The sequence below is a fragment of the Streptomyces sp. Tek67B01 genome, assembly GCF_055231995.1.
Window position 1 is genome coordinate 681,972 of sequence record NZ_JBUYUY010000001.1, and the last position, 24,459, is coordinate 706,430.

General features: G+C 72.4%; 25 protein-coding genes and 1 pseudogene. 3 read left to right on the forward strand and 23 right to left on the reverse strand.

Annotated features, from left to right (window positions below; all coding sequences use genetic code 11):
• Positions 1–82: 82 nt before the first annotated feature.
• From ACV7NM_RS03320 to ACV7NM_RS03355, 8 genes are all read right to left on the reverse strand, one after another.
• Positions 83–802, reverse strand: coding sequence for an XRE family transcriptional regulator (locus ACV7NM_RS03320; RefSeq protein WP_463408807.1), 720 nt, complete (start codon positions 800–802; stop codon positions 83–85).
• A 383-nt stretch (positions 803–1,185) separates the two neighbouring features.
• On the reverse strand, positions 1,186–1,449 hold the full coding sequence (locus ACV7NM_RS03325) for a hypothetical protein (RefSeq protein WP_463408808.1): 264 nt from the start codon (positions 1,447–1,449) through the stop codon (positions 1,186–1,188).
• A gap of 157 nt (positions 1,450–1,606) precedes the next feature.
• Positions 1,607–2,398 carry a hypothetical protein gene (locus ACV7NM_RS03330; protein ID WP_463408809.1) on the reverse strand — a complete coding sequence of 264 codons (792 nt, stop codon included), beginning with the start codon at positions 2,396–2,398 and terminating at the stop codon, positions 1,607–1,609.
• Entirely contained in the window at positions 2,398–3,672 is a 1,275-nt protein-coding gene (locus tag ACV7NM_RS03335) for a VWA domain-containing protein (RefSeq protein ID WP_463408810.1), read from the reverse strand. Before ACV7NM_RS03335 ends, ACV7NM_RS03330 begins: the two co-directional genes overlap by 1 nt.
• An 80-nt stretch (positions 3,673–3,752) precedes the next feature.
• Positions 3,753–4,172 carry a GntR family transcriptional regulator gene (locus ACV7NM_RS03340; protein ID WP_463408811.1) on the reverse strand — a complete coding sequence of 140 codons (420 nt, stop codon included), beginning with the start codon at positions 4,170–4,172 and terminating at the stop codon, positions 3,753–3,755.
• Positions 4,173–4,211: 39 nt separating this feature from the next.
• The gene (locus ACV7NM_RS03345) at positions 4,212–5,201 is read right to left on the reverse strand and encodes an ABC transporter permease (protein WP_463408812.1); all 990 of its coding nucleotides are present in this window, start codon (positions 5,199–5,201) and stop codon (positions 4,212–4,214) included.
• Positions 5,198–6,145 carry an ABC transporter ATP-binding protein gene (locus tag ACV7NM_RS03350; protein ID WP_463408813.1) on the reverse strand — a complete coding sequence of 316 codons (948 nt, stop codon included), beginning with the start codon at positions 6,143–6,145 and terminating at the stop codon, positions 5,198–5,200. Before ACV7NM_RS03350 ends, ACV7NM_RS03345 begins: the two co-directional genes overlap by 4 nt.
• Before the next feature lie 151 nt (positions 6,146–6,296).
• A complete protein-coding gene (locus ACV7NM_RS03355; protein WP_463408814.1) occupies positions 6,297–6,536 on the reverse strand; it encodes a chaplin in 240 nt (79 codons plus the stop codon).
• 267 nt (positions 6,537–6,803) lie between these two features.
• On the opposite strand from ACV7NM_RS03355, the gene ACV7NM_RS03360 reads away from it, so the two are divergent.
• Positions 6,804–7,577 (forward strand): 3-hydroxybutyrate dehydrogenase, encoded by a 774-nt coding sequence (locus ACV7NM_RS03360; RefSeq protein ID WP_463408815.1) that lies wholly within the window; start codon positions 6,804–6,806, stop codon positions 7,575–7,577.
• Between the two features lie 66 nt (positions 7,578–7,643).
• Here the strand turns inward: ACV7NM_RS03360 and hypE are convergent, their stop codons facing one another.
• The 15 genes and pseudogenes from hypE to ACV7NM_RS03435 form a co-directional block, all read right to left on the reverse strand.
• The gene (gene hypE / locus ACV7NM_RS03365; protein WP_463413814.1) at positions 7,644–8,633 is read right to left on the reverse strand and encodes a hydrogenase expression/formation protein HypE; all 990 of its coding nucleotides are present in this window, start codon (positions 8,631–8,633) and stop codon (positions 7,644–7,646) included.
• Between the two features lie 103 nt (positions 8,634–8,736).
• Entirely contained in the window at positions 8,737–9,906 is a 1,170-nt protein-coding gene (gene hypD / locus ACV7NM_RS03370; RefSeq protein ID WP_463408816.1) for a hydrogenase formation protein HypD, read from the reverse strand.
• A 134-nt stretch (positions 9,907–10,040) separates the two neighbouring features.
• Positions 10,041–10,325, reverse strand: a pseudogene (locus ACV7NM_RS03375) (HypC/HybG/HupF family hydrogenase formation chaperone); the annotation flags it as partial.
• Entirely contained in the window at positions 10,294–12,705 is a 2,412-nt protein-coding gene (hypF, locus tag ACV7NM_RS03380; protein WP_463408817.1) for a carbamoyltransferase HypF, read from the reverse strand. The gene hypF and the pseudogene ACV7NM_RS03375, both read right to left, overlap by 32 nt.
• On the reverse strand, positions 12,705–13,466 hold the full coding sequence (gene hypB, locus ACV7NM_RS03385) for a hydrogenase nickel incorporation protein HypB (protein WP_463408818.1): 762 nt from the start codon (positions 13,464–13,466) through the stop codon (positions 12,705–12,707). The genes hypF and hypB overlap by 1 nt, the downstream gene beginning before the upstream one ends.
• Positions 13,445–13,867 (reverse strand): hydrogenase maturation nickel metallochaperone HypA/HybF, encoded by a 423-nt coding sequence (locus tag ACV7NM_RS03390; RefSeq protein ID WP_463408819.1) that lies wholly within the window; start codon positions 13,865–13,867, stop codon positions 13,445–13,447. Before ACV7NM_RS03390 ends, hypB begins: the two co-directional genes overlap by 22 nt.
• A 154-nt stretch (positions 13,868–14,021) precedes the next feature.
• A complete protein-coding gene (locus tag ACV7NM_RS03395; protein WP_463408820.1) occupies positions 14,022–14,165 on the reverse strand; it encodes a DUF6893 family small protein in 144 nt (47 codons plus the stop codon).
• The gene (locus tag ACV7NM_RS03400; protein WP_463408821.1) at positions 14,162–14,668 is read right to left on the reverse strand and encodes a hydrogenase maturation protease; all 507 of its coding nucleotides are present in this window, start codon (positions 14,666–14,668) and stop codon (positions 14,162–14,164) included. Before ACV7NM_RS03400 ends, ACV7NM_RS03395 begins: the two co-directional genes overlap by 4 nt.
• Complete coding sequence (locus ACV7NM_RS03405; protein WP_463408822.1) at positions 14,665–16,086, reverse strand: hypothetical protein; 1,422 nt, start codon at positions 16,084–16,086, stop codon at positions 14,665–14,667. The genes ACV7NM_RS03400 and ACV7NM_RS03405 overlap by 4 nt, the downstream gene beginning before the upstream one ends.
• Positions 16,083–16,787, reverse strand: coding sequence for a DUF6084 family protein (locus ACV7NM_RS03410; protein ID WP_463408823.1), 705 nt, complete (start codon positions 16,785–16,787; stop codon positions 16,083–16,085). The genes ACV7NM_RS03405 and ACV7NM_RS03410 overlap by 4 nt, the downstream gene beginning before the upstream one ends.
• Entirely contained in the window at positions 16,784–17,452 is a 669-nt protein-coding gene (locus ACV7NM_RS03415; protein ID WP_463408824.1) for a DUF5947 family protein, read from the reverse strand. Before ACV7NM_RS03415 ends, ACV7NM_RS03410 begins: the two co-directional genes overlap by 4 nt.
• A complete protein-coding gene (locus ACV7NM_RS03420) occupies positions 17,449–17,970 on the reverse strand; it encodes a hypothetical protein (protein WP_463408825.1) in 522 nt (173 codons plus the stop codon). The genes ACV7NM_RS03415 and ACV7NM_RS03420 overlap by 4 nt, the downstream gene beginning before the upstream one ends.
• Positions 17,967–19,745: a nickel-dependent hydrogenase large subunit gene (locus tag ACV7NM_RS03425; RefSeq protein WP_463408826.1), complete on the reverse strand. Its 1,779-nt coding sequence runs from the start codon at positions 19,743–19,745 to the stop codon at positions 17,967–17,969. The genes ACV7NM_RS03420 and ACV7NM_RS03425 overlap by 4 nt, the downstream gene beginning before the upstream one ends.
• An 84-nt stretch (positions 19,746–19,829) precedes the next feature.
• Complete coding sequence (locus tag ACV7NM_RS03430; protein ID WP_463408827.1) at positions 19,830–20,885, reverse strand: NADH-quinone oxidoreductase subunit B family protein; 1,056 nt, start codon at positions 20,883–20,885, stop codon at positions 19,830–19,832.
• Entirely contained in the window at positions 20,858–22,723 is a 1,866-nt protein-coding gene (locus ACV7NM_RS03435) for an enoyl-CoA hydratase-related protein (RefSeq protein WP_463408828.1), read from the reverse strand. The genes ACV7NM_RS03430 and ACV7NM_RS03435 overlap by 28 nt, the downstream gene beginning before the upstream one ends.
• A 290-nt stretch (positions 22,724–23,013) precedes the next feature.
• Here ACV7NM_RS03435 and ACV7NM_RS03440 point away from each other — a divergent pair, with 290 nt between their 5' ends.
• Positions 23,014–23,961 carry an NmrA/HSCARG family protein gene (locus ACV7NM_RS03440; protein WP_463408829.1) on the forward strand — a complete coding sequence of 316 codons (948 nt, stop codon included), beginning with the start codon at positions 23,014–23,016 and terminating at the stop codon, positions 23,959–23,961.
• Positions 23,962–24,130: 169 nt separating this feature from the next.
• On the forward strand, positions 24,131–24,334 hold the full coding sequence (locus ACV7NM_RS03445) for a cold-shock protein (protein WP_136215879.1): 204 nt from the start codon (positions 24,131–24,133) through the stop codon (positions 24,332–24,334).
• Positions 24,335–24,459 lie beyond the last annotated feature (125 nt).

Sequence of the window (24,459 nt, forward strand, 5' to 3'; positions counted from 1 at the left end):
CCCGTGCGACCGAGGGCGCCGGGCCGGGGTGGACCCATGGGTCCGTCCCGCGCCCGCGCCCCGCGCCGGCCGTGTGGGCCGCTCAGCGGTCGAGGGGCAACGGTGACGCCTCGCCCGCCTCGCCGATCAACTCCCAGAAGTGGTCCACGAGTCGGCGCAGGTACGCGGACCGCTCGGCGGCGATCTCCTTGAGTCGGGTGTCGTCGTTGCGGGCCACGAGGTGTCCCATGTAGCGCTCGGCGAAGTCCGAGAACTCGGCGTTCATCGTGCGCAACGCGTCGCCCACGCTCGTCGCGTCGACCACGACGATCTCCGCCACCGGTCCCACGTACGCCTTCCAGCGTCCTTCGACGGCCGTGCGCAGGAGGCCGGCCAGTTCCTCGACCCGGCCCATGATGCCGGTGAGGGCGCGCAGAGACAGGCCCAGCGCTTCCACCAGCGCTCGGGTCTGCCAGGTGTCCCCCTGCCACTGCCGACCGGCTTCCGCCGCGCGGTACTCGTCGGGGTCCATGCCTATGCGGTAGGCCAGCCGTTCCACGGTGAGTTGGCGGGCGAGGCGGTACTCGGCGAGGGTGCGCGGCGCGACCCCCATCAGGGTCGTGGTGTCGCACCACAGCGCGTTGGCGAGCGCGAAGAGCTGCTGGTCGGTCGGCGCGTAGGAGCCCAGCTCCCAGGCGGCGACCAGTTCGGGGTGGACGGGGGTGCCGCAAGCCGCCATCGACTGCGCCACCTGGGCGGTCGTCAGGCCCACGCGTTCGCGTGCGGAGCGGGCCTCGGCGGGGGAGAACGGAGTGCTGTACACGTACAAGACACCTCGCAACGCCCTCGGAGCGCGAAGCGTTCGAGGGGAGACGGATCGGTGGATGAACATCCAGGAGCGGGCACACTAACAGACGTTCCTTCGGTGTGATCGCCCATAGCCCTTGGATACGAAGGCGCGGGGCGGGCTCTGGAAATGATCATCAGAAACGCGCCCGAGGGGCCTCGGAGCACCACAACGCCCGGCCCGACGCACCTGTCCATCGCGGCGCAGCCCGGCACTCGCTTTCCGCCACGGCGGCAGGTCCGCCTTCCGTCCGGCTCGCGCATGATCGGTCTCCACGACCGGAAGGAGTCCTACCGCATGTCAGCCGATGACCGAGCGTGGGACGTCGCTCGGGCCGGGCGCCGCCCCGCGCGGCCGGCTCAGCCGCCGATGGTCTCGCGCACCCCGCCCAGAGCCTCGTCGAGGGTCGGTGCGATCAGCTCGTGGCCGGTGAACCCGTCGTCCGTACCGGGGTCGACGGTCCATCCCCACCCGGAGGAGTCGTCGCCGTCGATGGTGGCGGTGTGCTCGCCGCTCGTCACCCTGATGGCCAGGTTCCCCGCCGGGAAGGTGGTCACATCGGCATGCGCCTCCTCGCCCAGGATGCGGCGGACGGCGTCACGGGCGGTCTCTGCGGTGGTCATGGGTGGGCCCTCCTCGCAGGCGGCGGCTACCGGTACACCTCCAGTACACCGCGCGCCGGGCGGCGCCGCGTGCCCGAAGGCAAGGGCGGCGGGCGAAGAAGGCCGAGAAGGGGAAGAAGGGGCCGTCGCGGCGCTGCGCCGCGGCGGCCCCTTCGCGTCAGCCGCGGGGCGAGGGGCGGCCCGATCCGCGGGTGAGACGGTATCCGGCGATCCCGGCGAGGCCGCCGAGGAGTCCCCCGGCCGCGGTCCAGATCCAGCGATCGGACCACCAACCGCCGGCCCAGCCGTCCTCCGGTTCGGTGCCGGCGACGGCCGCGGCCCCGGTCTGCCGGGTCGCGGCGATGCCCGGGACCAGCGGGGCGGCTACGGCGCCGTCCACCGCGTAGGCGCCGCCCAGGTCCCTCGCGTCCGCCCGGACCTGCGCCCGTACGGGCTGACCGAGGTCCTCCTGCGCGAGGTCCACGACCGTCAGGCGCAGGTAGTAGGTGCCCGGAAGCGGGTCGTCGGACCACGTGTCGGCGCCGGTACGGACCGGGCTGAGCGTGCAGGACAGCTCCAGTGTGGTGCTCTCCTTGGGCGCCGGCGCCGCCTGGACCCCGTACATGCAGGGCCGGCGGCGGCGCAGTCCGTCGTAGACGTCGATCCGCCAGGTCGAGGCGGCGTGCCGGGAGGCGGACGGCGGAAGCTCCACCTTGGCCCGCACCGTGCTCCGCTGCCCCGCGTCGAGCGGGAACGACCAGTAGAGGTAGTCACCCGTGGAGGCGTCGGCGGTCGCGTCCTGGCCGAGCTTGATCGGCGTGGCGGTACGGAAGGCGGTGCCGGCCTCGGTCGGTCCGGCCGCGGAACCGCTCGGTTTCGGCGAAGGGCCGTCGGCCAGGGCGGCGCCCGCCGGGCCGAGCAGGCCGACGCCGGTCAACAGGGCGGCGGTCAGTACGCGTACGGTACGCATCAGTTGGTCCTCCAGACCGAGATACGCCAGCGGGAGATCCAGCCCCAGACCAGACCGACGACGAGGCCGGTGAGGACCAGCACACCGAGCAGCCACCAGCCCCGGCCGAGACCGAAGGCCGCCACGTCGGACGCCCGGTCGGGGCCGTCCACCAGGTCGATCGTCAGCTCCAGCGGCATGCCCGGCGTCGTCTTGACCGACGCCGGCGCCGAGAAGGAATTGCTGACCTGGAGGCAGACGGTCTCGGGGGCCGTTTCGGCGTTCCCGTCGGCGTCGTCGAGGACCGGCTTCGGGTAGCGCAGGCCGGTGGAGATCAGGTCGGTTCGTCCGTCGCCGGCCTCGGAGCCGCGGACGATCTCCCGGCCGTGCGCGGTCGAGGCGCGCAACATCACGCCGTAGTCGTTGTTGACGGCCCGGTCGGCGGCGAGACTCACCGAAGCGCGGAGCTCCTGGCCGGGCTTGACGTCGACCTTGTACCAGCGGTGCTCGCCGAAGGTCTCGCGGTCGCTGTAGAGCCCCGCGCCCAACTTCGGCGCGTCGCGGCACTCCTTGGCGCCCTGGGCGGCGACCGGGGTGACGACGGGAGCCGCCGCCCGGTCGACGAGTTGCCGTACGCGGCCGGAGAGTTCCTGCTTGTGCTGCACGGAGGTGTAGGTGCCGCCGGTGGCCTCGGCGATGCAGACGAGCTGGTCCCGCGTCTTGGCGTCCGGGACGAGTCCGAGCGTGTCGATGGTCAGGTGGATGCCCTGGGCGGCGATGTCCCGGGCCACCTCGCACGGGTCGAGCGGGGCGCAGGTGTCCTCGCCGTCCGTGATGAGTACGATCCGACGGGTGGCGTCACCGCCCTTGAGGTCGTCGGCGGCGCCCAGCAGGGCCGGCCCGATGGGTGTCCAGCCGGTGGGGGCGAGGGTGGCCACCGCCGTCTTGGCCTCGGTCCGGTTGAGCGGTCCGACGGGGTAGAGCGCCTTGGTGTCCTTGCAGCCGACGTTCCGGTCGTCACCGGGGTAGGTGGCGCCCAGGGTCCGTATGCCGAGCCGTACTTCGTCGGGTACGGCGTCGAGCACCTCGTTGAACGCCTGCTTCGCGGCGGACATCCGGGACTGGCCGTCGATGTCGGTGGCCCGCATGGAACCGCTGACGTCCAGTACCAGTTCGACCTTGGGGGGTTCCTTGGATACGGGTTCACCGGCAGAGGCGGTCGCCGGGAGGAGCCCGACGGCCAGTGTGGCCAGCAGGCCACAGGCCCCGGCCGCCACCCATTTTCTTGTGATCATCGCCGGATCGTATTGAGGATGGTCCGCCAAACCAAAACCCGCGCGCCCCGGTTGAGGACGAGGGGTGGGCGGCGCCACCCTCACACGAGCGGCTCCGCGCTGCGCGGGGCACCGGCACCCTCGGGGAACACCTCGGGGAGGACGGTCTCGAACAGGGCGACCACCTCGGACGCTCCGAGGCCCTTCTCGCGCGCGTCCCGCATCCATGCCGCGAGCCCGCCGCGCAGGGCCGGGTCCGCCTTCGTGCCGGCCGGTCGCGGGACGTGGGTGACGAACGTCCCGGCGCCCTGACGGACTTCGACGAGGCCGGCGCGTTCCAGTTCCCGGTAGGCCTTGAGCGTGGTGTTGGGGTTGACCTTGGTGGCCGCGGCGACCTGCGCGGCCGTGGGCAGCTTGTCGCCCTCGACCAATGCGCCCATGCGCAGTGCCCGTTCCACCTGCCGGACGATCTGCAGGTAGGCGGGCAGCCCGCCGCGCCGTTCGATGTGGAATACGACCATGTGCCCGCCTCCTTCGTCGTCGTGTGGTGGCCTGTCACTCTATGACGTGAGCGGGGCCCGGCGGAGCCGCGCGAGGAACAGGGTGACGAGGACGGCGCTCGCCGCCAGCAACACCCCGGCGGCGGTCCACTGCATACCGAGCCGCTGGTCGTCGCCGAAGTAGTCCCAGACCGAGTTGACGATGCCGAGCCGTGCCCGGCAGGCCTGGGGGGACGCGTCCGAGACGCAGGTGCCCCATCCGTAGAGCTTCCCGGACGCGGTGCCCACCCACTGGTCGACCTGCACGACGTGGTCGAGTGCGGGCGGCTGGTCGGCGCCGAGCGGGAAGGAGATCCGGCGCGGCGTGGCCAACCTGTTCTTGCACACGTCGGCCATGGTCAGGGCGACCCAGGAGGTGATGAAGGTCAGCACCATCGCGCTCACCACGCGCCGGGTCAGTGCCCCGATGGCGAGGCCCAGCGAGGTGGTGAAGAGGGCGGTCGCCGGCAGTACCGGTCCGCCGGCGTCGAAGGTGGGGTCGTGCAGCCAGTCGGCGCCGGCGAACGGCCCGAGGGCGTCCCGCCACCAGCCGAAGAGCAGGCTCAGGGGCACGGTCGTGACGGTGACGACGGTCAGGGCGAAGCCGAGCTTCGCCATCAGCCAACGGTCCCGGGACACGGACTGGGTGGTGACCAGGCGCGCGGTGCCGTGCTCCAGGTCGGAGGCGATGAGCGAGGCGCCCAGGACCACCCCCAGCATCGCGGGCAGGAAGGCCAGGGTGTTCGCGTAGGAGCCGAAGCGGTTGGTGAGCCGGTTGGCCACTTCACCGTCCAGGGTGTCGGCGGATTTCCCGGGCCAGCCGGCCGCGTGCAGCGTGTCGAGCATCGCGCCGCGCTGGTACACGATCCAGGCGGCGGCGAGGACGGTCACGGCCAGACAGGCGAGCAGGGCGATGCGGTGCACGCGCACCATCAGCCAGAGCAGTCCGCGCGGCCCCCGGCGCCGGGTGTCGGTGTACGGGTCGGCCTCGGAGTGGGTGAGCGTCGTCATGCCGCGTGCTCCTCTCGATGTGCGGGCGCCGCCGTCGGGGCGATCAGCGCGGGGGCGTCGGGCGAGCGGAGGTAGGCGAGGAGTACGTCCTCCATACCGGGCTCGGTGAGCTGCCACTCCTCGTTCAACGGTCCTTGGCGCAGCACGAGGGCGGTGAACTGACGGCCGGCCGTGCGCGTTTCGATGACGGTGTGGGCGGCCAGGGCGTCCGGAAGCGCTCCGTCGGGGGTGGTCACCCCGGTGACCAGGGTGTGCATGGGTACGAGTTCCTCGGTTTCACCGGCCATGCGGACGCGTCCGCCGTCGAGGACGAGCAGGAAGTCGCACATCTGCTCCAGCTCGCCGAGGAGGTGCGAGGACATCAGCACGGTCGTGCCGTGTTCGGCGGCCTCGGACATCAGCAGCGCGCCCATCTCGTCCCGGGCCACCGGGTCGAGGTCGGCCATGGGTTCGTCCAGCAGGAGCAGTTCGGGACGCTTGCCGAAAGCGAGCGCGAAGGCGACCCGCGTGCGCTGGCCTCCCGACAGCTCGGCGACGCGGCTGTCCGGCCGGAGCCTCCCGGCCCGCACGATCCGTTCGGCGACCCCCCGGTCCCAGCCGGGGTTGAGCTCCTCGCCCATGCGCAGTGTCTGCGCCACCGTGAGCCTCTTGAACAGCGGCTTGTCCTGCGCGAGGTAGGCCCAGCGTGGCATCGCGGCGGGCTCGCCGGCCGGGCCGCCGAAGATCCTCAGTTCACCTGCCGACGGTTCGGTGAGCCGGGTCGCCAGGCTCAGCAGTGTGCTCTTTCCCGCGCCGTTGGGGCCCACGAGGGCACAGACACGGCCGGCGGGGATCCGGAAGGTGCAGTCGCGCAGCGCCCACCCCCGGCGGTACTTCTTCCCCAGCCCACGCGCTTCGAGCGCCCACCGGGTGTCGGCGGGAACGGGAACGGTCGCTTCCCCCACGCCTCCCCCTCTCCATGAATCCATTAAGTGATTAGTGGAATCATGGAGTGTGGACCCGAGCCTGTCAACCGGGTCCCGGGCATGCGCGGGGCCCGCCACCCGCCGCCGGAGCGGCAGTTGACGGGCCCGTGGGGCACGACGGAACGACGGGTCAGTCGTTGACGCAGACGGTGCCGCCCGCCGGGTTCAGCGCGCCGATGACGCTGACCGAGTTGCCGCAGAGGTTGATCGGGATGTGGATCGGAACCTGGACGACGTTGCCGGAGAGCACGCCCGGCGAACCGACGGCGACGCCCTCCGCATTGGCGTCGGCCGACGCCGCCGAGGCTCCGCCGACGACCAGGGCACCGGCAGCCAGGGCCATCGCGACACTCTTCAGAACACGCGACACGAGGTGTCTCCTTCAGACGCATCCAGCGACCCGCGACAAGCGCGTCGCACGGCCCGGTTCGGGTCCGCACTCCTTCTTCGTCCGCGACCGGGTCCCGGCTTTACCCCTGGGGCGGCTTTCCCGCGAACGGATGAGCCCGACCGGCGCAGCCTCGGACACGCGTCCGGATCCCCCGCCACGGATGGCGGTGCGCGCCACAGCGGTCCGGACGGCTGTGTGGGCGTCACCCATGGGCGCCGCCCGGCGCCGCGCCTACTGTGTGCGGTCATGACGAGCACACTTCCCACCCCCTGCGCCGCCGATCTCGGCGGGCGGGTGGCACTGGTGACCGGTGGCGGCAGCGGCATCGGCCGGGCCTGCGCCCACGCCTTGGCCGCGGCCGGCGCGACCGTACACGTGGTGGACATCGCCGAGGAGGCCGCGAAGACCGTCGCGGCGGCGATCGGCGGCCGGGCGCACACCGCCGACCTGGCGGACGCGGCGGCCATCGGAGCGCTGCCCCGCGAGGTGGACGTGCTGGTCAACAGCGCGGGACTCCAGCACGTCGCCCCGATCACCGAGTTCGCCCCCGAGCGGTTCGCCCTCATCCAGCAGGTGATGGTCACCGCGCCGTTCCTGCTCCTGCGTCACGTACTGCCGCACATGTACGCGGGCGGCTGGGGCCGGGTGGTGAACATCTCCAGCGTGCACGGTCTGCGCGCCAGCCCCTACAAGTCGGCGTACGTGGCCGCGAAGCACGCCCTGGAGGGGCTGAGCAAGGTCGCCGCCCTGGAGGGCGCCCCGTACGGCGTCACCAGCAACTGCGTGAGCCCGGGGTACGTCCGCACCCCCCTGGTGGAGGGCCAGATCCGGGACCAGGCGCTGGCCCACGGGGTCAGCCCCGACGACGTGCTGAACGAGGTGCTCCTCGCCCGGTCCCCGGTCGCACGGCTCATCGAGCCGGAAGAGGTGGCCTCGGCGGCCCTCGTGCTGTGCGGCCCGCACTCGGGCTCCATCACCGGCACCTCCCTGGTCATCGACGGCGGCTGGACGGCGCGTTGACGGACCGTGCCGGTACGCGGACGAGCGGCCCCGCCGCGCGGGGGCCGCTCGTCAGGTCCCTGCGGCTCAGCAGATGCGCGGCAGCTGCTCCCCGATCGGCAGGTCCACCACGCGGGTGCCGCCCAGGCCCGTGCGGGCCACGACCAGGCCCGGATGGGCCTCCACCGCCTCGCCGATCACCGCCGCGCGACGGCCCAGGGGGTGGGCGCGCATCGCTTCGAGCACCGCCTCGGCGTGTTCCCGCGGTACGAACGCGACCAGCTTTCCCTCGTTGGCCACGTACAGGGGGTCGAGGCCGAGGATGGCGCACGCGTTGGCCACCGGGTCAGGGATCGGGACCGCGCCCTCACGGATGACGACGCCCGCCCCCGAGGCGGCGGCGATCTCGTTCAGGGCGGCCGCCAGACCGCCGCGGGTCGGGTCCCGCAGGACGTGCAGGTCCGGGGTGACCGCGAGCATGGCGTCAACGAGGCCGCCGAGCGCGGCGCAGTCGCTCTGGACGTCCACGCCGAACTCCAGGCCCTCGCGCACGCTCATGATGGCCACGCCGTGCAGTCCGATCTCACCGCTGACGATCACGACGTCGCCGGGGACGACGCGCTGCGGGCGCAGGTCCACGCCGTCCGGGATCAGCCCGATCCCGGCGGTGTTGACGTAGACGCCGTCGCCGTGCCCGGCTTCGACCACCTTCGTGTCGCCGGTCGCCACCTCCACCCCCGCCGCGCGTGCCGCGGCGCCCAGGGTCTCGGCCACCTTGGCCACCACGGACATCTCCACGCCCTCTTCGAGGATGAAGCCGCAGGAGAGGTAGGCGGCCCGGGCGCCGCTCATCGCCAGGTCGTTGACCGTGCCGTTGACCGCGAGATCGCCGATGCTGCCGCCGGGGAAGAACAGCGGCCGCACCACGTAGGAGTCGGTGGAGAAGGCCAGCCGGACACCGCCCAGCGAGAGCACGGCGGAGTCGCCGAGCTGCGCCAGCGTCTCGCCGCCGAAGGCGGGCGCGAAGAGGTGCTCGACCAGTTCGGCGGAGAGCGCCCCGCCGCCGCCGTGGCCCATCACCACGCGGGGGCGGTCCCGCAGCGGGGCCGGGCAGGTCCACCCCGTGACGTCCAGCGTGGTCCCGGACTGCGTGGGCAGTGTGGTCCCGGGCTGTGTGGTCTCAGGCAACGGGGCTCGCCTCCATCGGTGCGGCGCTCTCGCGCGGGTCCGCCGGCGCGGGCGGCCCCGTACGGGCCGGGGTGAGTTCGAGGCGCCGGTAGAGGTAGTACGCGGCGCAGGCGCCCTCGCTGGAGACCATGGTGGCCCCGAGCGGGGTGCGCGGCGTACAGGTGGTGCCGAAGGCCTCGCACTCGTTCGGTTTGATGAGGCCTTGGAGAACCTCGCCGCTGCGGCACTCGGCGGGCTCACTGGTGGTGATGCCGGTCACCGAGAAACGGTGCTCGGCGTCGAACTCCCGGTAGCGCTCGGACAGTCGCCAGCCGCTGTCGGGGATGACGCCGATACCGCGCCACGCCCGGTCGGTGACCTCGAAGACGTCCTCCAGCATGGCGAGCGCCGCGGGGTTCCCCTCCGGGCGGACGGCGCGCGCGTAGGCGTTGTCGACGGTGTGCTCCCCGCGCTCCAACTGCCGGACCGCGCGGCGCACGCCCTCCAGGATGTCCAGCGGTTCGAAGCCGGTCACCACGATCGGCACCCGGTGACGGGCCGCCAATTCGGGGTACTCCCCCATGCCCATCACGCTGCACACGTGACCGGCGGCGAGGAAACCCTGGACCCGGCAGCTCGGCGAGCGCATGATCGCCTCGATCGCCGGGGGTACCCGGACGTGGGAGACCAGCAGGCTGAAGTTGGGGATGCCGAGCCTCTTCGCCTGGTACACCGTCATCGCGTTCGGCGGCGCGGTGGTCTCGAAGCCGATCCCGAAGAAGACGACCTCGCGCCCCGGGTTCTGCCGCGCGATCTTGAGCGCGTCCAGGGGGGAGTAGACGACCCTGACGTCACCGCCCTCGCCGCGCACCTGGAACAGGTCGCGGCCCGTTCCCGGCACGCGGAGCATGTCGCCGAAGGAGCAGAAGATCACGCCGGGGCGGGAGGCGATCTCCAGCGCCTTGTCGATCACCTCCAGCGGCGTGACGCACACCGGACAGCCCGGGCCGTGGATCAACTCCACCTGCTCCGGCAACAGTTGGTCGATGCCGTGTCGGATGATGGTGTGCGTCTGGCCACCGCAGACCTCCATCAAAGCCCACGGCCGGGTGACCGTGGCGTGGATGTCGTCCAAGAGCCGGCGGGCGAGGTCGGGGTCCTGGAACTCTTCGATGTACTTCACTGCCGTGCCTCCTGCGGTACGTGCCCTGCGGCCGGCCCCTCGGTCCGGCCGTCTCCCTCGGTCCGGCCGTCTCCCTCGGCCTGGGCCTCTTGCTCGGTCCGGCCGCCTTGGTCGGTCGGGGCGGCCTCCTCGAAGGGCCAGACAGCACCGCCCGCCTGCGCCGCCTGCTCCCAGGGGTCGCCGAACTCCTCCTGGAGCATTCCGAGTTGGGTGAAGAGCTCCAGCGTCTGGCGGGCGGATTCCTCGTCCAGGCGCTGGAGGGCGAATCCGACGTGGACGATCGCGTACTCGCCCACCCGGAGATCCGGCAGGTACTCCAGGCACACCTCCTTGACCACGCCTCCGAAGTCGACGGTGGCCATTCGGGTGCCGTTCTCCTCCGCGATCTCAAGCACTCTGCCGGGTACCGCCAGGCACATGGACTTCTCCTCGCTGTGGGTGTTCCGTGGTGTGGCCGGCGGCGTCCGTGGTGTCACCGCGCGCCGCCGCCACCATGAGCTGGCCGAGCGCCAGACCCCCGTCGTTCGGCGGGACCAGGCGGTGGCGCAGTACGGTGAAGCCGCTCTCGCGCAGCCCGGTGGCGCAGGCCGAGGCCAGCAGGCTGTTGCCGAAGACCCCGCCGGTGAGGGCGACGGTGTCCGAGCCGTGTCGCTCGCGCGCCGCCGCGCAGACGGTGGTGACGAGCGAGGCGACCGCGCCGTGGAAGCGCGCCGCGATCGTGGACGGTCCGGCGCCCGCCCGCAGGTCGGCCACGACGGCCCGCAGGACGGGGGCCGGGTCGGCGACGAGCGGCGCGTCCGCCGCGTCGCCTCGCGCCGGTCTCAGGGTGAAGGCGTACACGGGCCCCGCCCCGGGAGCGTCCAGCGCCGCGGACTCCAGCTCGATCGCGGCCTGGGCCTCGTAGCCCGCGTGGTGGCAGATGCCCGCCAGCGAGGAGACGGCGTCGAAGAGCCGCCCCATGCTGGAGGTGGGCGCGCAATTCAGGTCGCGATCCAACTGGACGCGCAACAGCCGTAGTTCGTCCGCAGGGCAAACCTCGACGCACGGCAGGTCGGGCGTCCAGTCGATGCCCGCCGCGCGCAGGTGGGAGAGGGCCATGCGGTACGGGCGCCGTACGGCGGCGTCACCGCCGGGCAGCGGGACGTAGGCCAGGTGTGCGAAGCGGGTGTTCTCCGCATAGTCCGCGAGGAGGAACTCGCCGCCCCATACCGCGCCGTCGTCGCCGTAACCGGTGCCGTCGAACGCGACGCCGATGACCTGTCGCTCGCCGGTCAGGCCGTGTTCGGCCATCGCGGAGGCGATGTGCGCGTGGTGGTGCTGGACGCGGAGCAGCGGTCGGGAGCCGGCGTTGCGCGCCGCCCATCGTCCCGAGCGGTAGCCGGGGTGCCGGTCGGCGGCGAGCAGGGCGGGGACGACCCCGGTGATGCTCTCCAACTGCCCGACGGCGCGCTCGAAGGCGTACTGCGTGGCGAGGTCGTCCATGTCCCCGACATGGGCGGACGGCCAGGCCCGGCGCCCTTCCCCGAGGCAGAAGGTGTTCTTGAGGTCCCCTCCGACGGCCAGCGTCGCCGGGACGGTCACGGGGAGCGTGAGGGGCAGTGGCGCGTAGCCGCGGGAGCGCCGCAGGACGAGCGGTTGGCCGTCGCAGACGCGCACCACGGAGTCGTCGCAGGGTACGTGTACGGGGCGGTCGTGGGTGAGCCAGGCGTCGGCGAGCGGGCCCAGTCGCTCCAGGGCTTCGGCGTCGTCGGTGACGATCGGTTCGCCCGCCAGGTTGCCGCTGGTCATGACGAGGAGCCGGGGGCCCGGAAGGTCACCGGGCAGGCCGAGCAGCAGGTGGTGCACGGGCGTGTACGGGAGCATCACCCCGAGGTCGGGGCTGCCCGGGGCGACGCCTTCGGCCACCGCCGGGTCGCCCGGGCCGGCGGCACGGCGGCGCAGCAGCACGATGGGGCGGACGCCTCCGGTGAGCAGGGCGCGCTCCTCGGGGCCGATCACGACGAGGGCCGCGAGGTCGTCGGGGTCGCGGGCCATGAGGGCGAACGGCTTCTTCCCCCGGGCCTTGCGGCGGCGCAGGGTGGCCACGGCTTCCTCGTTGGAGGCGTCGCAGGCGAGGTGGTAGCCGCCGAGGCCCTTGACCGCGAGGACCGCTCCCCGGGCCAGCAGCCGGCGGGCCTCCGCCACCGGGTCCACGTCCGGCACCTCCCGCGGCGGTGTTCCGGCCACCAGTCGCAGGCGGGGCCCGCAGGCGAGACAGGCGACGGGCTGGGCGTGGAAACGGCGGTCGGCGGGATCGGCGTACTCGCGGGCGCAGTCGGGGCACATGGGGAAGGGCGCCATGGTGGTGTGGGCCCGGTCGTAGGGCAGTCCGGTGACGATGGTGAAGCGCGGGCCGCAGTGGGTGCAGGTGATGAAGGGGTGGCGGTGGCGGCGGTCGGCGGGGTCGGCCAGCTCGGCGAGGCAGTCGGCGCAGGTGGCGACGTCCGGGGAGACCAGCGTACGGGCGGGGCCGCCGCTCCTGGAGGCGATGATGGTGAAACCCGCGCCGCCCGCGAGGGGGACCTCGCAGTGGTCGACTGTGTCGACGAGCGCGAGGGGCGGGGCGTCCGTCGCGAGCCGTTCGCAGAACTCGGTGACCGCCGCCCGGGCGCCCTCGACCTCCGCGACCACGCCCTCCGGGGTGTTGGTGACGTGGCCGGCCAGGCCGAGCGCGGTGGCCCGACCGTAGACGTACGGGCGAAAGCCCACGCCCTGGACCACGCCCCGCACCGTGACCCGGCGGCGTTCGACGGCGTCCATCAGCGCGTCCGCACCACGGGAGGGTGCGCGTGGTCGTGGTGGGCGTCGTGGCCGTGGTCGTGGTGGGAGTGGCTCCCGGCCGCCATCACCGGCGTGTGCGCGGGGCGGCCGTCCGCGACGGAGAGCGCCCGTTCCAGCAGGGTGCCGACGCCCGCGCCCGTGCGGGCGGAGGTGAGCACCACCTCCACACCGGGGTTGACCTGCCGGACGTTGGCACGGAAGGCGGCCTCGTCGAACTCGACGGCCTCGGCGATGTCGGTCTTGGTGACCACCACCAGTTGCGCGAGCCCGAAGGCGGTCGGGTACTTCAACGGCTTGTCCTCGCCCTCGGTGACGGAGGCGAGGGCGACCCGCAGCGACTCCCCGAGGTCGTAGGAGGCCGGGCACACCAGGTTGCCCACGTTCTCCACGAACAGCAGCCGGGTGTCCTCGGGCAGCCACCCGTCCAGGTGCCGGCTCAGCATCGCCGCTTCCAGGTGACAGAGTCCGTCGGTGAGGACCTGCTTGACGGGAACGCCCGAACGACCCAGGCGCAGCGCGTCGTTCTCGGTCGCGAGGTCCGCGGTGAGGGCCGCGACGGGCACGCCGCGCCGGCGGGCGAGGTCGAGTTCGGCTTCCAGCAGGGCCGTCTTCCCGCTGCCCGGGCTGGACAGTAGGTTGACCACGGTCGTGCCGCGTGCGGTGAGTTCGACGCGCAGGGTTTGCGCGGCCGCCTCGTTCTTGGCCAGTACCGCCTGTTTCAGGTCGACCACTCGGCACATGGTTCAGCGCTCCTCACAGATCGGTGGGCGGGGCCCGGTTCGCGTGCCTGATCGTCTTCCCAGGTGACACTGAGGATCTGCAGCTCGCGGCCGGAGAGCAGTTCGACGTCCGTTGCGGTGCCGCAGCCGGGACAGCACAGGGCGGGCGGCATGCCGACGGGCCAGTCCCCCGGACACGAACGGCACCGAGCGCGGCCCGGTACGGATTCGGTGGTGAGCGCGGCGCCTTCCAGGACCGTCCCGGCGCAGGCCAGCTCGAAGCAGAAGGCGAGTGCGTCGGGTACGACTCCGGCCAGTTCCCCGACCTGGAGCCGGACCTCGGTCACCTCACTCGCGCCGGCGGCCCCGGCCGCCTCTTCGACCTGGTTGACCACGGCCATGGCGATCGACATCTCGTGCATGGGACTCCGTCCTGCCGGGCCTCATTAGACCGGCAGGAAGCGGGCCGCACGCGCGGCCACGCCGACGCGCCGCACGCCCCGTACGCCATTCGGGCGCGGGGCGTGCGGTGGGCGTGCGCGGGTCACCGGGTCACCGGGTCACCGGGTCACCGGGTCACATGCTGCGGATGCGCAGATAACGCTTGATGTCCGGGTACTGCGCGGCGATCACGAGCAGGGTCACGGCGGTGATGCCGAGGCAGAGGGCCTTGGTCACCGGGCCCTTGGCCGCGTGGGTATTCCTACAGTGCTGCTTCATCGGGTTCTCTCCTCGGTTCGCACCAGGTCTTCGTGTACGAGTTCCACGAGCATCCGCACGGCCTCCGGCACCGAGGCGGCCACGGCGGGGCTCAGCCCCATGCCCTCCTCGACGGTGGCGGGTTCGCAGCCCAGCACCAGGGTTCGGCGGGGCGGGGTGCCACCCGTGCCGGCGCACAGCGTGTCGAGCAGGGCCAGTACGGCGTCCGGGGACATGTGGTGGCCGTCCAGGACGGCCGGGCCCCCGATCCCGCCCGGTTCCCCGACCTCGATCAGGTAGAGCGTGCCGGGCTCGCCGCCGCGCGCGGTGGCGTCGACCAGGACGAGGGTGTCGTAGCCGTCGAGGAGCTGGTAGGCGAGGTGGACGCCGCGGACGCCGAAGTCCACCACCTCGACATGGCCGGGCAGCGAGTGAGCGGTCAGCCGGCGCACGGTCTCGACGCCGAACCCGTCGTCGCCGAGGAACACGTTGCCGATTCCGGCGATCAGCGTTCCGCGCGTCACGGCTCCTCCAGGGGTGCGACCTCGTCGGGTTGGAAGTAGAGGAACCGGCCCTGCTCGCGCCGGATGTCGGCGCCCGGGTCCCCTTCGACGGTGACCGCGAGGTGCACGCCGCCGTCGACGTCGTGCAGGACGGCCTCGACCTGGGCGGCGCGGCCCTGGACGAACAGGTCCTGGGCGTCGGTGCGCCGCAGGCCGGGCCGCAGCAGGACGCGGCTGCCCACACCCACCGGGACGCCGTCGACGAGGACGTGGTCGGGGACCGGTTCCGCGGCGTCCGCGCCGGCCGGGTCCCACCAGGGGGTCTCAGGCTTGAACACGGTCTGTGCGCCGCGGGGTTCGAGACCGGTGGGGGCGTCCGACGGCACGTCGGGGTCGGTGATCTCGCGCAGGGCCCGCACCGCGCCGTGCAGCCGTTCGAGCACCTCGGGCGGCATCGACTCGGCGAGGTCGATCACGGCGGCGGCGCGGGGGTCCGTACCGCGCGCCTCGCGCTTCTCCTGGTCGGTCAGGGCCGCGGTGCGCAGGGCGAGGATCTCGTCGATCTCGGTGGCGTCGTACATCGCGCCGATGCTTTCCGGGGCGATGCCGGGGTGGTCCTCCAGGATGATCGGGGAGGACAGGACGACGTCGGCGCGGCCGGGTTCCCCGGCGAGGACGGGCCAGGTGTGTCGGTTGACGCAGCCCGCCGTGGCCGACTTGGCCCATTCCGGCGGGTCGGTCATCGACAGGAACCGGCCCGCGCCCAGTCCGAGCAGGAGGTGGGCGGCGACGAGGGAGCGGGACAGGGCCGCGTCGCGGCCCGTGCCCCCGGCCCCGGGCTGCCAGCCGCCGGTGTTCTCCACGACCGCGGTGAGTTTGAACACCCGGTAGGCACAGTCCAGTTCGCTCGCGCGCAGGCGCAGGACGCCGCTGATCTCCTCGGTGCGCCGCACCAACCGACCGACCGTCCGGCCGTCGGCGTCGAGGACCGGTTCGGTTTCCTCGCCGGCGGGGCGGGTGAAGGGCAGGGTCACGCCGTCGCCGGTCAGTTCCCCGAGGTCCACGGCGAGCTCGACGCGTTCCTCGGTTCCCTCGTCCCACGGGACGAGGACCCGGTCGACGAGGTGCAGTTCGTCGACGTCCGAGAAGGTCCCGTCGGGCGCGGCCTCTTGGACGGTACGCCGCTGCGCGTGCAGGAACCGGAGCTCGACGGCGAGGGTGGCGTCCCCCTTGGGTTCCATCAGGAGTTCGGTCTGCTGGAGGCAGTGCTCATCGTGCACGGGCGCCCAGGCCGGGGGCACGAGCACGCCGAACTGCCAGCGCAGCCGGTTCTTGGCGGCCGAGGCCCGGTACGGGTAGAGCACGTACCCCTCGAAGAGGACCGCGTCGGCCACCTGCCGGGCGGTCTCGAAGCGCGCGTCGAGCGCGGCGGTCGTCATGGCGCCGTCCGTTCGCCGACGCGCTGCGCCGGTCCCGCCCGCAGGCGCTCGGGCGGGGAGGGCCGGACCGGTACGGGGGCGGCCTCGGCGAGGAGGGCGCGTACGGTCGCCTCCCAGGAGGCGAGCGCGTGCCGGGAGCGGTAGGCGAGCAGTTCGTCCATGGCGTCGCGGGGCAGGCGCAGCCAGCCGCAGCCGGGGAAGTGCTGCTCGATCATCTCCCGCCACACCGTCACCGGCATCCGGTAGGCCGCCTCCCGGTCCCAGGGGACGGGCTCGACGTGGAAACCGCCTGCCCCGGTGAAGGCGGTGCCGGAGAACAGCATCAGCAGGGGTGCCTCGCCGTCCTCCAAGGCGGTGAAGTACCGGGACGCGGCGATGTCCATGTCGTAGGTGCACGGCACGGCCAAGTCCACCTCGGTCGATCCGGTGAAGCTCGGCACCATCAGCGCCACCTGGGCGAACTGCACGGGCCGCAGGGTGTTGCCCCAGCGTGAGCGCTCGCCGAACAGGTCGGCCAGGCCCTCCGCCTCGGCGTCCCCGTAGCTCCGGCGGGCCGGTTCGACGCGGATCTGGCAGCGCAGCGCGAGGGCGTGCACCCGGGTGTTCGCCGAGGCGGTGACGGCGAGGCGGAAGACGAGCGTGGGGCCGGCGGCATACGGGTCCGCGCGCACTCCGGTGCAGGTGAAGCCGAACTCGGTCATGGCGCGACCTCCGCGGGCACGGCCCTGGCGCGCCGTTCGACACCGGCGAAGAACTCCTCCAGCGCGGCGCGGGCTTCGGCGCCGCCGTCGAAGCCCTGCCACAGGAGGCGCATCCGGCCCACCAGTTCGTAGCAGATGTCGATGGGGACGAGGTAGCAGTCGACGCGTCCCTCCCGGCGGCGCAGCAGCAGCGCCTCGACGTCCGGCAGCAGCAGGCCGGCCAGGGCGCTGCCGCCCAGCGCCGTCTGCCAGGTGCCGGGATCGAGTTCGCTCTCGGTGGCCCCGGCCGGGCTCGGGTAGAGCGCGACGAGCCGGTCCAGGGCGGCGTTGCGGAAGAAGAACGCGACGCCCACGGGGATCTGGAGGAGGTCCCAGGCGCCGTCGTCGAGGCGGTGGCCCGGGTCGTGGAGGTAGCGGTCGGGGACGGCACGGTAGCGACCGGTGGCGGCGCCCGGCCGGTCGAACAGCAGGGCGCAGGCCGTGCAGGCGCAGACCAGAGCCCGCTTCTCGGTCTCGACCAAGTGGCGGTGGCTTTCTTCGGCGACCGCCGCCCCGCACAGTTCGCAGCTCTCGGTCCGGGGTTCCCGCGGGCGCGTGAAGCGGCGCAGGCCGGGCGGCCCCGCCGTCCGCGCGGACGGCGGGGACCAGGTGCGGGGCGCGCTCACGGCACCCGGACCGGGGCCTGCGGGCGGGTGCCGATCTGGAGCAGCGGTTGCGGCGGTGCCCCGGCCGGCTCCACTTCGACGGCGGTCACCTCGGGTGCGAAGGAGGCCAGCACCGCCTCGGCGGCCTCGCGTAGGCCGTCGCCGGTACCGCCGCAGCCGCAGCCTCCGCTCGCCGCGGCCCGCAGGCGCAGCGTTCCCGACGCTTCGTCGAAGCCGAGGAGCTCCACCGGGTCGCCCAGGCCGTCCAGGGCTCGGGCGATCCGGGTGTGCACGTCCTCGGGGTGCAGGTCGTGCAGGGCCAGCAGGCTGGAGACGAGTTCGTCGTCCAGCAACGGGGCGAGGGCGTCCGCGTCGAGCCGCGAGGTGATCCGGGCCAGGCCGGAACCGTAGAGGTCCATCAGGACGCGGACCAGTTCCTCGGCGGCGGCGCAGACCTCGCGATCGCCGGTGTCGGCCAGCCGGTCGAGGACCTCCTCGATCCGCAGGCCGGTCCGGAGGGTGGCGGCGGGGGCGCTCATCCGCCCAGTCCGCTCAGGCCGGTGGGCACGTGCATCTGCTTCACGGTCTGCCCGTTGCCGACGTACATGTGGACGCCGCAGGGGAGGCAGGGGTCGAAGCTGCGCACGGCGCGCATGATGTCGATGCCCTTGAAGTTCTCCGGGGGGTTCTCCTCGAAGATCGGCGTGTTCTGGACCGCGTCCTCGTAGGGGCCGGGAGTGCCGAAGGTGTCGCGGGTGCTGGCGTTCCACGGGGTGGGTGGGTAGGGGTGGTAGTTGGCGATCTTGCCGTCGCGGATCACCATGTGGTGCGAGAGCACGCCCCGGACGGCCTCGGTGAAACCGACTCCGATGGACTCGTCCGGCACTTCGAACTTCTCCCAGGTCTGGGTGCGTCCGGCGCGGACCTCTTCCAGTCCCTTCTCGGCGCAGTGCAGGGCGATGGCGGCGGCGTACGCCTGGAAGTACGTGCGGGCGCGGTTGCGCTCCAGCGCGTTGCTCCACTTCGGGATCTTCCACTCGAAGGTGGTCTCCGGCTTGGTCATCGTCCGGGGCAGGTTGATGACGACGCTGTGCCCGGTGGCCTTGACGTAGCCGACGTCGACCAGCCCGGACAGGGCTGTGGACCACAGGCGGGCGATGGGGCCGCCGCCGGTGTCGAGGGCCAGGTGGTCCTTGCCGTCGAACCAGCGCGGTGACATCACCCAGCTGTACTTGCCGTCGAAGTCGCGCTTCTGCGGGGCGGGGATGGTGTGTTGGTTCCAGGGGTGGCGGGGGTCGACCGGGTTGCCGAGCGGGTCGTGGGTGACGAACTTCTCCTGGCCGGCCCAGTCGTCGTAGTACGAGCTGCCGAGCAGGATGCGGATGCCGAGGTTGATCTCGGTGAGGTCGTTGGTGACGAGTTTGCCGTCCACGATGACGCCCGGGGTGACGAACATCTTCCGACCCCAGTCGGACATGTTGGCGTAGGTGAAGTCGCAGTACTCGGGGTCGTTGAGGGCGCCCCAACAGCCGAGCAGCACGCGGCGCCGACCGACCTCCTCGTAGCCGGGCAGGGCCTCGTAGAAGAAGTCGAAGAGGTCGTCGTGAAGCGGGACGACGCGCTTCATGAACTCGACGTACCTCATGAGGCGGCTCATGTAGTCCGTGAAGAGCTGGACGGAGGCGATGGTGCCGACGCCGCCCGGGTACAGGGTGGAGGGGTGCACGTGGCGCCCCTCCATCAGGCAGAACATCTCGCGGGTGTAGCGGCTGACCTGGAGGGCCTCGCGGTAGAACTCGCCCTCGATGGGGTTCAGGGAGCGCATGATGTCGGCGATGGTGCGGTAGCCGTGGTCGCCGGCGTGCGGGGCCTCGGTGCGCTCGGCCAGTTCCAGGACTCCGGGGTTGGTCTCGCGGACCATCTTCTCGCAGTAGTCGACCCCGACCAGGTTCTCCTGGAAGATGTTGTGGTCGAACATGTACTCCGCCGACTCGCCGAGGTTGATGATCCACTCGGCGAGGTGGGGCGGCTTCACGCCATAGGCCATGTTCTGCGTGTAGACGGAACAGGTGGCGTGGTTGTCCCCGCAGATCCCACAGATGCGGCTGGTGATGAAGTGCGCGTCGCGCGGGTCCTTGCCGCGCATGAAGACGCTGTAGCCGCGGAAGACCGACGAGGTGCTGTAGCACTCCGCCACCCGCTTCTGCTTGAAGTCGATCTTCGTGTGGATGCCGAGACTGCCCACGATCCGAGTGATCGGATCCCAGGCCATCTCCACCAAGCCGTCGCCGGACGCCTTCGTCTTCGGTGCCATCGTGTCTGCCGTGACCCTTCTTCGGAGCGGGCTCTGCGGGGACCGCGGGGGTGTGCGCGGGGGACTGCGGGTGGGGCGCGCCGGTCACCAGGGCGGGCGGTATCCGGTGGTGAGTTCCTCCCCGGTGTGACGCCACTTCGGTTCCTTGTCGACGGTTCGCGCCGTCATCTGGCGCAGCTTGCGGACGGCGGCCCCGTACGCGCCGCTGGCCTTGCTGGACACCTTGGCCCCGGGCGGCTCGTCCATGAACGGCATGAACTTGTCGGGGAAGCCGGGCATGGTGCACGCGATGCAGATGCCGCCGACGTTGGGGCAGCCGCCGATGCCGTTCATCCAGCCGCGCTTGGGCACGTTGCACTTGACGACGGGGCCCCAGCAGCCCAGTTTGACCAGGCACTGCGGCGAGTCGTAGACGTGCGCGAACTGGCCCTGCTCGTAGTACCCGGCCCGGTCGCAGCCCTCGTGGACGGTGGCGCCGAACAGCCAGGTGGGGCGCAGCTTGTCGTCGAGCGGGATCATCGGCGCGGAGCCGGCCGCCTGGTAGAGCAGGTAGGTGAGCGTCTCGGAGAAGTTGTCCGGTTGGATGGGGCAGCCCGGCACGCACACGATCGGGATGCCGGCCTTCGAGGTCCAGTCCCAGCCCAGGTAGTCGGGCACGCCCATGGCGCCGGTGGGGTTGCCCTCCATCGCGTGGATGCCGCCGTAGGTGGCGCAGGTGCCGATGGCGACGACGGCCAGGGCCTTGGGCGCCAACCGGTCGATCCACTCGCTGGTCGTGATGGGCTGGCCCGTCTCGGGGTTGTCCCCGAAGCCGCACCAGTAGCCGTCGGCCTTGATCTTCTCGTTGGGGATGGACCCCTCGATCACGAGGACGAAGGGGTCGATCTCGCCCCGCTCGCCCTTGAAGAACCACTCGATGAACGTGTCCGCGCCGCCGACTGGCCCGCACTCGAAGTCGATCAGGGGCCAGTGCACCGCGATCTTGGGCAGACCCGGCAGCACGCCCATCACGATCTCTTCGATGCTGGGCTGCATCGCCGCCGTCAGGGACACCGAGTCACCGTCGCAGCTCAGCCCCGCGTTGATCCAGAGGATGTGGATGGGGGGATCCTCTACCGTGCTCGGCGCTGCTGCATCCATGAGGATGCCTCCTTGGGCAGGAATTGGAGGTGGGGGTGAGGGGGAGCCGGGGACGGGCACTCCGCTCTCATTCCTTCTTGGTAACAGGGCCCGGCGGGCGGTGTGCTGTCTTGTACGGCCAGTCCGGTGACGGCGTCCGGCATGTGGCGTCGATCCGCCGGGACCGACCGGGCCAGGTGCGGCGGGGTCGCGGAGGCCGGCTCCTTGCGGACGAAGGCGCGGCGCAGCGCGTGGTACGGGGCCCGCGGGTCGAAGAAGGTGGCGCGCATCCGGGCCAGCTCCGCCTCCCGGTACGCGGCGAGCGGGGTCCTCGCCTCGTCCCGCTCGCGCAGCGCCTTCTTCGCCGCGATGCGGGACCCGGCGGCGGGCGACGCCGCCAGCAGCCCCGCCAGCCGGACGGTCTCGTCGGCGAACTCCGCGGCCGCGCAGGGCAGCGTGCGGTCCACCAGGCCCAGCTCGACCGCCGCGGCGGCGCTCAGCGGCAGCGCGTCGCAGGTGAGCCGCTCGGCGACGGCGGGACCCACGCGGCGGGGCAGGGTGTACGTCCAGTACTCGGAGCCGTGGAGGCCCATCAGCCGGTAGTGCGGGTTGAGGACGACGCCCGAGCGGCACCAGACCTCGTCGGCCGCCAGCGCGAGCATCGCGCCCCCCGCGGCGGCGTTGCCGCCGAGGGCCGCGACGACGAGCCGGTCGGTGGTGGTCAAGACGGCCTCGACGAGGTCGTCCATCGCCGTGATGTTCGCCCAGGACTCCGCGGCGGGGTCGGCTGACGCCTCGATGACGCCGAGATGGATGCCGTTGGAGAAGAAGTCGCGGCCGCCCCCGAGCACCAGCACCGAGGTGGGGCGGGCGCAGGCGGCCCGGTACGCGTCCAGCAGACGTCGGCACCGGTCGGTGCTCATCGCGCCGCCGGGGAAGGAGAACGACAGGAAACCGGCCTGCCCCTCCTCCCGGTAGGTGATGTCGGACCACGTACGCCGCGGCGGGCCGGCGAACGCCGGCGCGGGGTCTTCCGGCAGCGGGGGCAGCCGGTCGCCCAGCGCCAGGGTCGCGGGCAACTTGACCGGGACCGGTTCTCCCGGCGCCCGGCAGGCCCGCAGCTCGGGAATCCACACCGCGCCGTCGGTGGTCGCCCGGCAGAGCGCGCCCGCCCGGGTGGCCAACAACTCGCCGGGGCGGCCGCGCAACCGGTCCTCGCGGTGTCCCCCGTGCAGGAACCACACCCCGCCGAGCAGGTCGTCCCGTACGCCGGGCTGTGAGTCGGCGGCCCGCAGGAGGCGCAGGACCCGATCGGTGGAGTCGTTCGCCCAGTCGATGCGACGCTCGTCCTGGCGCAGGTAGGGCCGGGTGCGGTGGGTGGTCTGCGGGGCGGGGGTGTACGTCCCCGAGGCGAAGCGTTCGACCGCGAGCATGACGGCCCGTAGCGCCGCGTCGGCGATCTCGCCGCGGTAGAGGTCGCTCTTGGCCAGCTCCGGCAGGGGGCACTCGGCGAAGGCCCAGACGTCGCCCGCGTCCATCTCGGCGTCCGCCTGCAGGACGGTGACTCCCCAATGACCGGCGCCCTCCTGGACTGCGCGGTCGAGCGAGGAGGGACCGCGGTCCCCGACCGGTCCCGGGTGGACGATCAGACAGGTGTGGGTGGACCAGACCTCGCGGGGCACGGCGGTCTTGAGCATGGGAGCGATGATCAGGTCGGGCCGGTGGCGTGCGGCGGCATCGGTCAACGAGGCGCCGCCCAAGGCGAGTTCGACGGCCACACGGTGGCCGTGGTCGCGCAGCTCCGCGTGGACGCGCTGCGTCAGGCTGTTGAACGCGCTCGCGACGAGCAGGATGTACACCCGGTCTCCCAGCGGCCATGCGCCTTCGCGCACCGTCGGCCGGGGGTTCTCCGGCCGCCTGCGATGTTCGGGGACCACCGGGCGGCGCGGCGTGACGCCGAGCGCCGGCGTCACTCGAAAGCGGGCAGGACGCGCTGCCACTCGGCGGTGCGGCGACGCCCCCGGGGATACGCGATGGGGTGGAGTCCCGTGCGTCGGGCGCGCCCGTTCCCGGACCGGCCGGGCCGCGCGCATACAGTCCGAAACCATCCGTCCGGTCGGGCGCGGAGGTTTCGAGAGGGAGGTCGGCGATGGTCGGGGCACGCGTCATCACGGTGTTCGGCGCGACGGGCGCGCAAGGCGGAGGACTGGTACGGGCGATCCTCGACGACCCGGAGAGCGGGTTCTCGGTGCGCGCGGTCACCCGTGACCCGGAATCGGACCGGGCACGGGAACTGGCCCGGCTCGGCGCGGAGGTGGTCCGGGCCGACCTGGACGACGGGGCCACCCTCGGACCCGTCCTCGAAGGCGCGTACGGGGCGTACCTGGTGACCGACTTCTGGGATCACATGTCGGCGGAGCGGGAGAAGCGGCAGGCCGCCTCCCTCGCCCGGGCGACCGGACACGCGGGGGTGCAGCACGCCATCTGGTCGACGCTGGAGGACACCCGCGAGTGCGTCCCGCTCGACGACGACCGCATGCCCACGCTCCAGGGCTCGTACAAGGTGCCGCACTTCGACGCCAAGGCGGAGGCCGACCACTACTTCCCCGAGGCCGGCGCGCCGACCACCTTCCTGCGCACGACGTTCTACTGGGAGAACCTGTACTCGACCTTCGCCCCACAGCGGGGCGAGGACGGCGTCTTGCGGCTGGTCTTCCCGATGGGCGACAGCCCCCTGTCTGGCATCGCCGTCGACGACATCGGCAGGACCGCGCTGGCCGTGTTCAAGCGGGGCACCGACCTGATCGGCGCGACGGTCGCCATCGCCGGCGAGCACCTTCCGGTCGCGGACATCGCGGCGGCGTTGACCGATGTCGTCGGCGAGCCGGTGCGGTACGCGCCGATGGAACCCGATGCCTTCCGCGCCCTCGGTTTCCCGGCGGCCGACGAGATCGGCAACATGTTCCAGTACTACGCCGAGTGCGCGGACCGCTTCACCCACGCGAGGGACCTGGCGGCCGTCCGGGCACTTAACCCGGCGCTACAGGACTTCGCCACCTGGCTCGCCGGGCACCGCGAGGCCTTCCGGTCCCTGTGACCACCGCCGACCGGGCCGGGACGCACCGTCCGGCGGGGTGTGGTCCGGACGGGTGAGGTCGCGTGTGGCGCCGTTTTGTGTTCGAAACCGGTGCGCTCACGTTGTACCTTCCCGTCGTTCGGGCGTTCCACGTGGTGTGGAGGGCCGACCGTCGAGGAGAGGGACCTGTGTGGCTACCGGAACGGTGAAGTGGTTCAGCGCGGAGAAGGGCTTCGGCTTCATCGCGCAGGACGGGGGCGGCCCCGATGTCTTCGCCCACTACTCAGCGATCAACGCTACCGGTTTTCGGGAACTGTGGGAGGGACAGGCGGTGACCTTCGATGTCACCCAGGGGCAGAAGGGGCCGCAGGCCGAGAACATCGTGCCCGCCTGATCGCGGTTCGCCCCCGGTCGGCCGCCGGGCCGGTCCCCCGTCACCGGCCGGGCCCCGGGGGCCCGTGCGCCGCGGGAGCGGACCCTCGGGTCTCGGGGTCCGGGGGCCCGCTCTGCGTCATCATG

Coding starts and splice junctions, on each gene's coding strand:
- ACV7NM_RS03345 (WP_463408812.1), bottom strand. CDS start 5,201: ATGACGACGCTCACCCACTCCGAGGCCGACCCGTACACCGACACCCGG.
- ACV7NM_RS03330 (WP_463408809.1), bottom strand. CDS start 2,398: ATGCGTACCGTACGCGTACTGACCGCCGCCCTGTTGACCGGCGTCGGC.
- hypB (WP_463408818.1), bottom strand. CDS start 13,466: ATGTGCCGAGTGGTCGACCTGAAACAGGCGGTACTGGCCAAGAACGAG.
- ACV7NM_RS03430 (WP_463408827.1), bottom strand. CDS start 20,885: ATGGATGCAGCAGCGCCGAGCACGGTAGAGGATCCCCCCATCCACATC.
- ACV7NM_RS03360 (WP_463408815.1), top strand. CDS start 6,804: ATGACGAGCACACTTCCCACCCCCTGCGCCGCCGATCTCGGCGGGCGG.
- ACV7NM_RS03395 (WP_463408820.1), bottom strand. CDS start 14,165: ATGAAGCAGCACTGTAGGAATACCCACGCGGCCAAGGGCCCGGTGACC.
- ACV7NM_RS03440 (WP_463408829.1), top strand. CDS start 23,014: ATGGTCGGGGCACGCGTCATCACGGTGTTCGGCGCGACGGGCGCGCAA.
- hypF (WP_463408817.1), bottom strand. CDS start 12,705: ATGGACGCCGTCGAACGCCGCCGGGTCACGGTGCGGGGCGTGGTCCAG.
- ACV7NM_RS03405 (WP_463408822.1), bottom strand. CDS start 16,086: ATGACGACCGCCGCGCTCGACGCGCGCTTCGAGACCGCCCGGCAGGTG.
- ACV7NM_RS03325 (WP_463408808.1), bottom strand. CDS start 1,449: ATGACCACCGCAGAGACCGCCCGTGACGCCGTCCGCCGCATCCTGGGC.
- hypE (WP_463413814.1), bottom strand. CDS start 8,633: ATGGGCCACGGCGGCGGCGGGGCGCTCTCCGCCGAACTGGTCGAGCAC.
- ACV7NM_RS03340 (WP_463408811.1), bottom strand. CDS start 4,172: ATGGTCGTATTCCACATCGAACGGCGCGGCGGGCTGCCCGCCTACCTG.
- ACV7NM_RS03425 (WP_463408826.1), bottom strand. CDS start 19,745: ATGGCACCGAAGACGAAGGCGTCCGGCGACGGCTTGGTGGAGATGGCC.
- ACV7NM_RS03390 (WP_463408819.1), bottom strand. CDS start 13,867: ATGCACGAGATGTCGATCGCCATGGCCGTGGTCAACCAGGTCGAAGAG.
- ACV7NM_RS03410 (WP_463408823.1), bottom strand. CDS start 16,787: ATGACCGAGTTCGGCTTCACCTGCACCGGAGTGCGCGCGGACCCGTAT.
- ACV7NM_RS03335 (WP_463408810.1), bottom strand. CDS start 3,672: ATGATCACAAGAAAATGGGTGGCGGCCGGGGCCTGTGGCCTGCTGGCC.
- ACV7NM_RS03420 (WP_463408825.1), bottom strand. CDS start 17,970: ATGAGCGCCCCCGCCGCCACCCTCCGGACCGGCCTGCGGATCGAGGAG.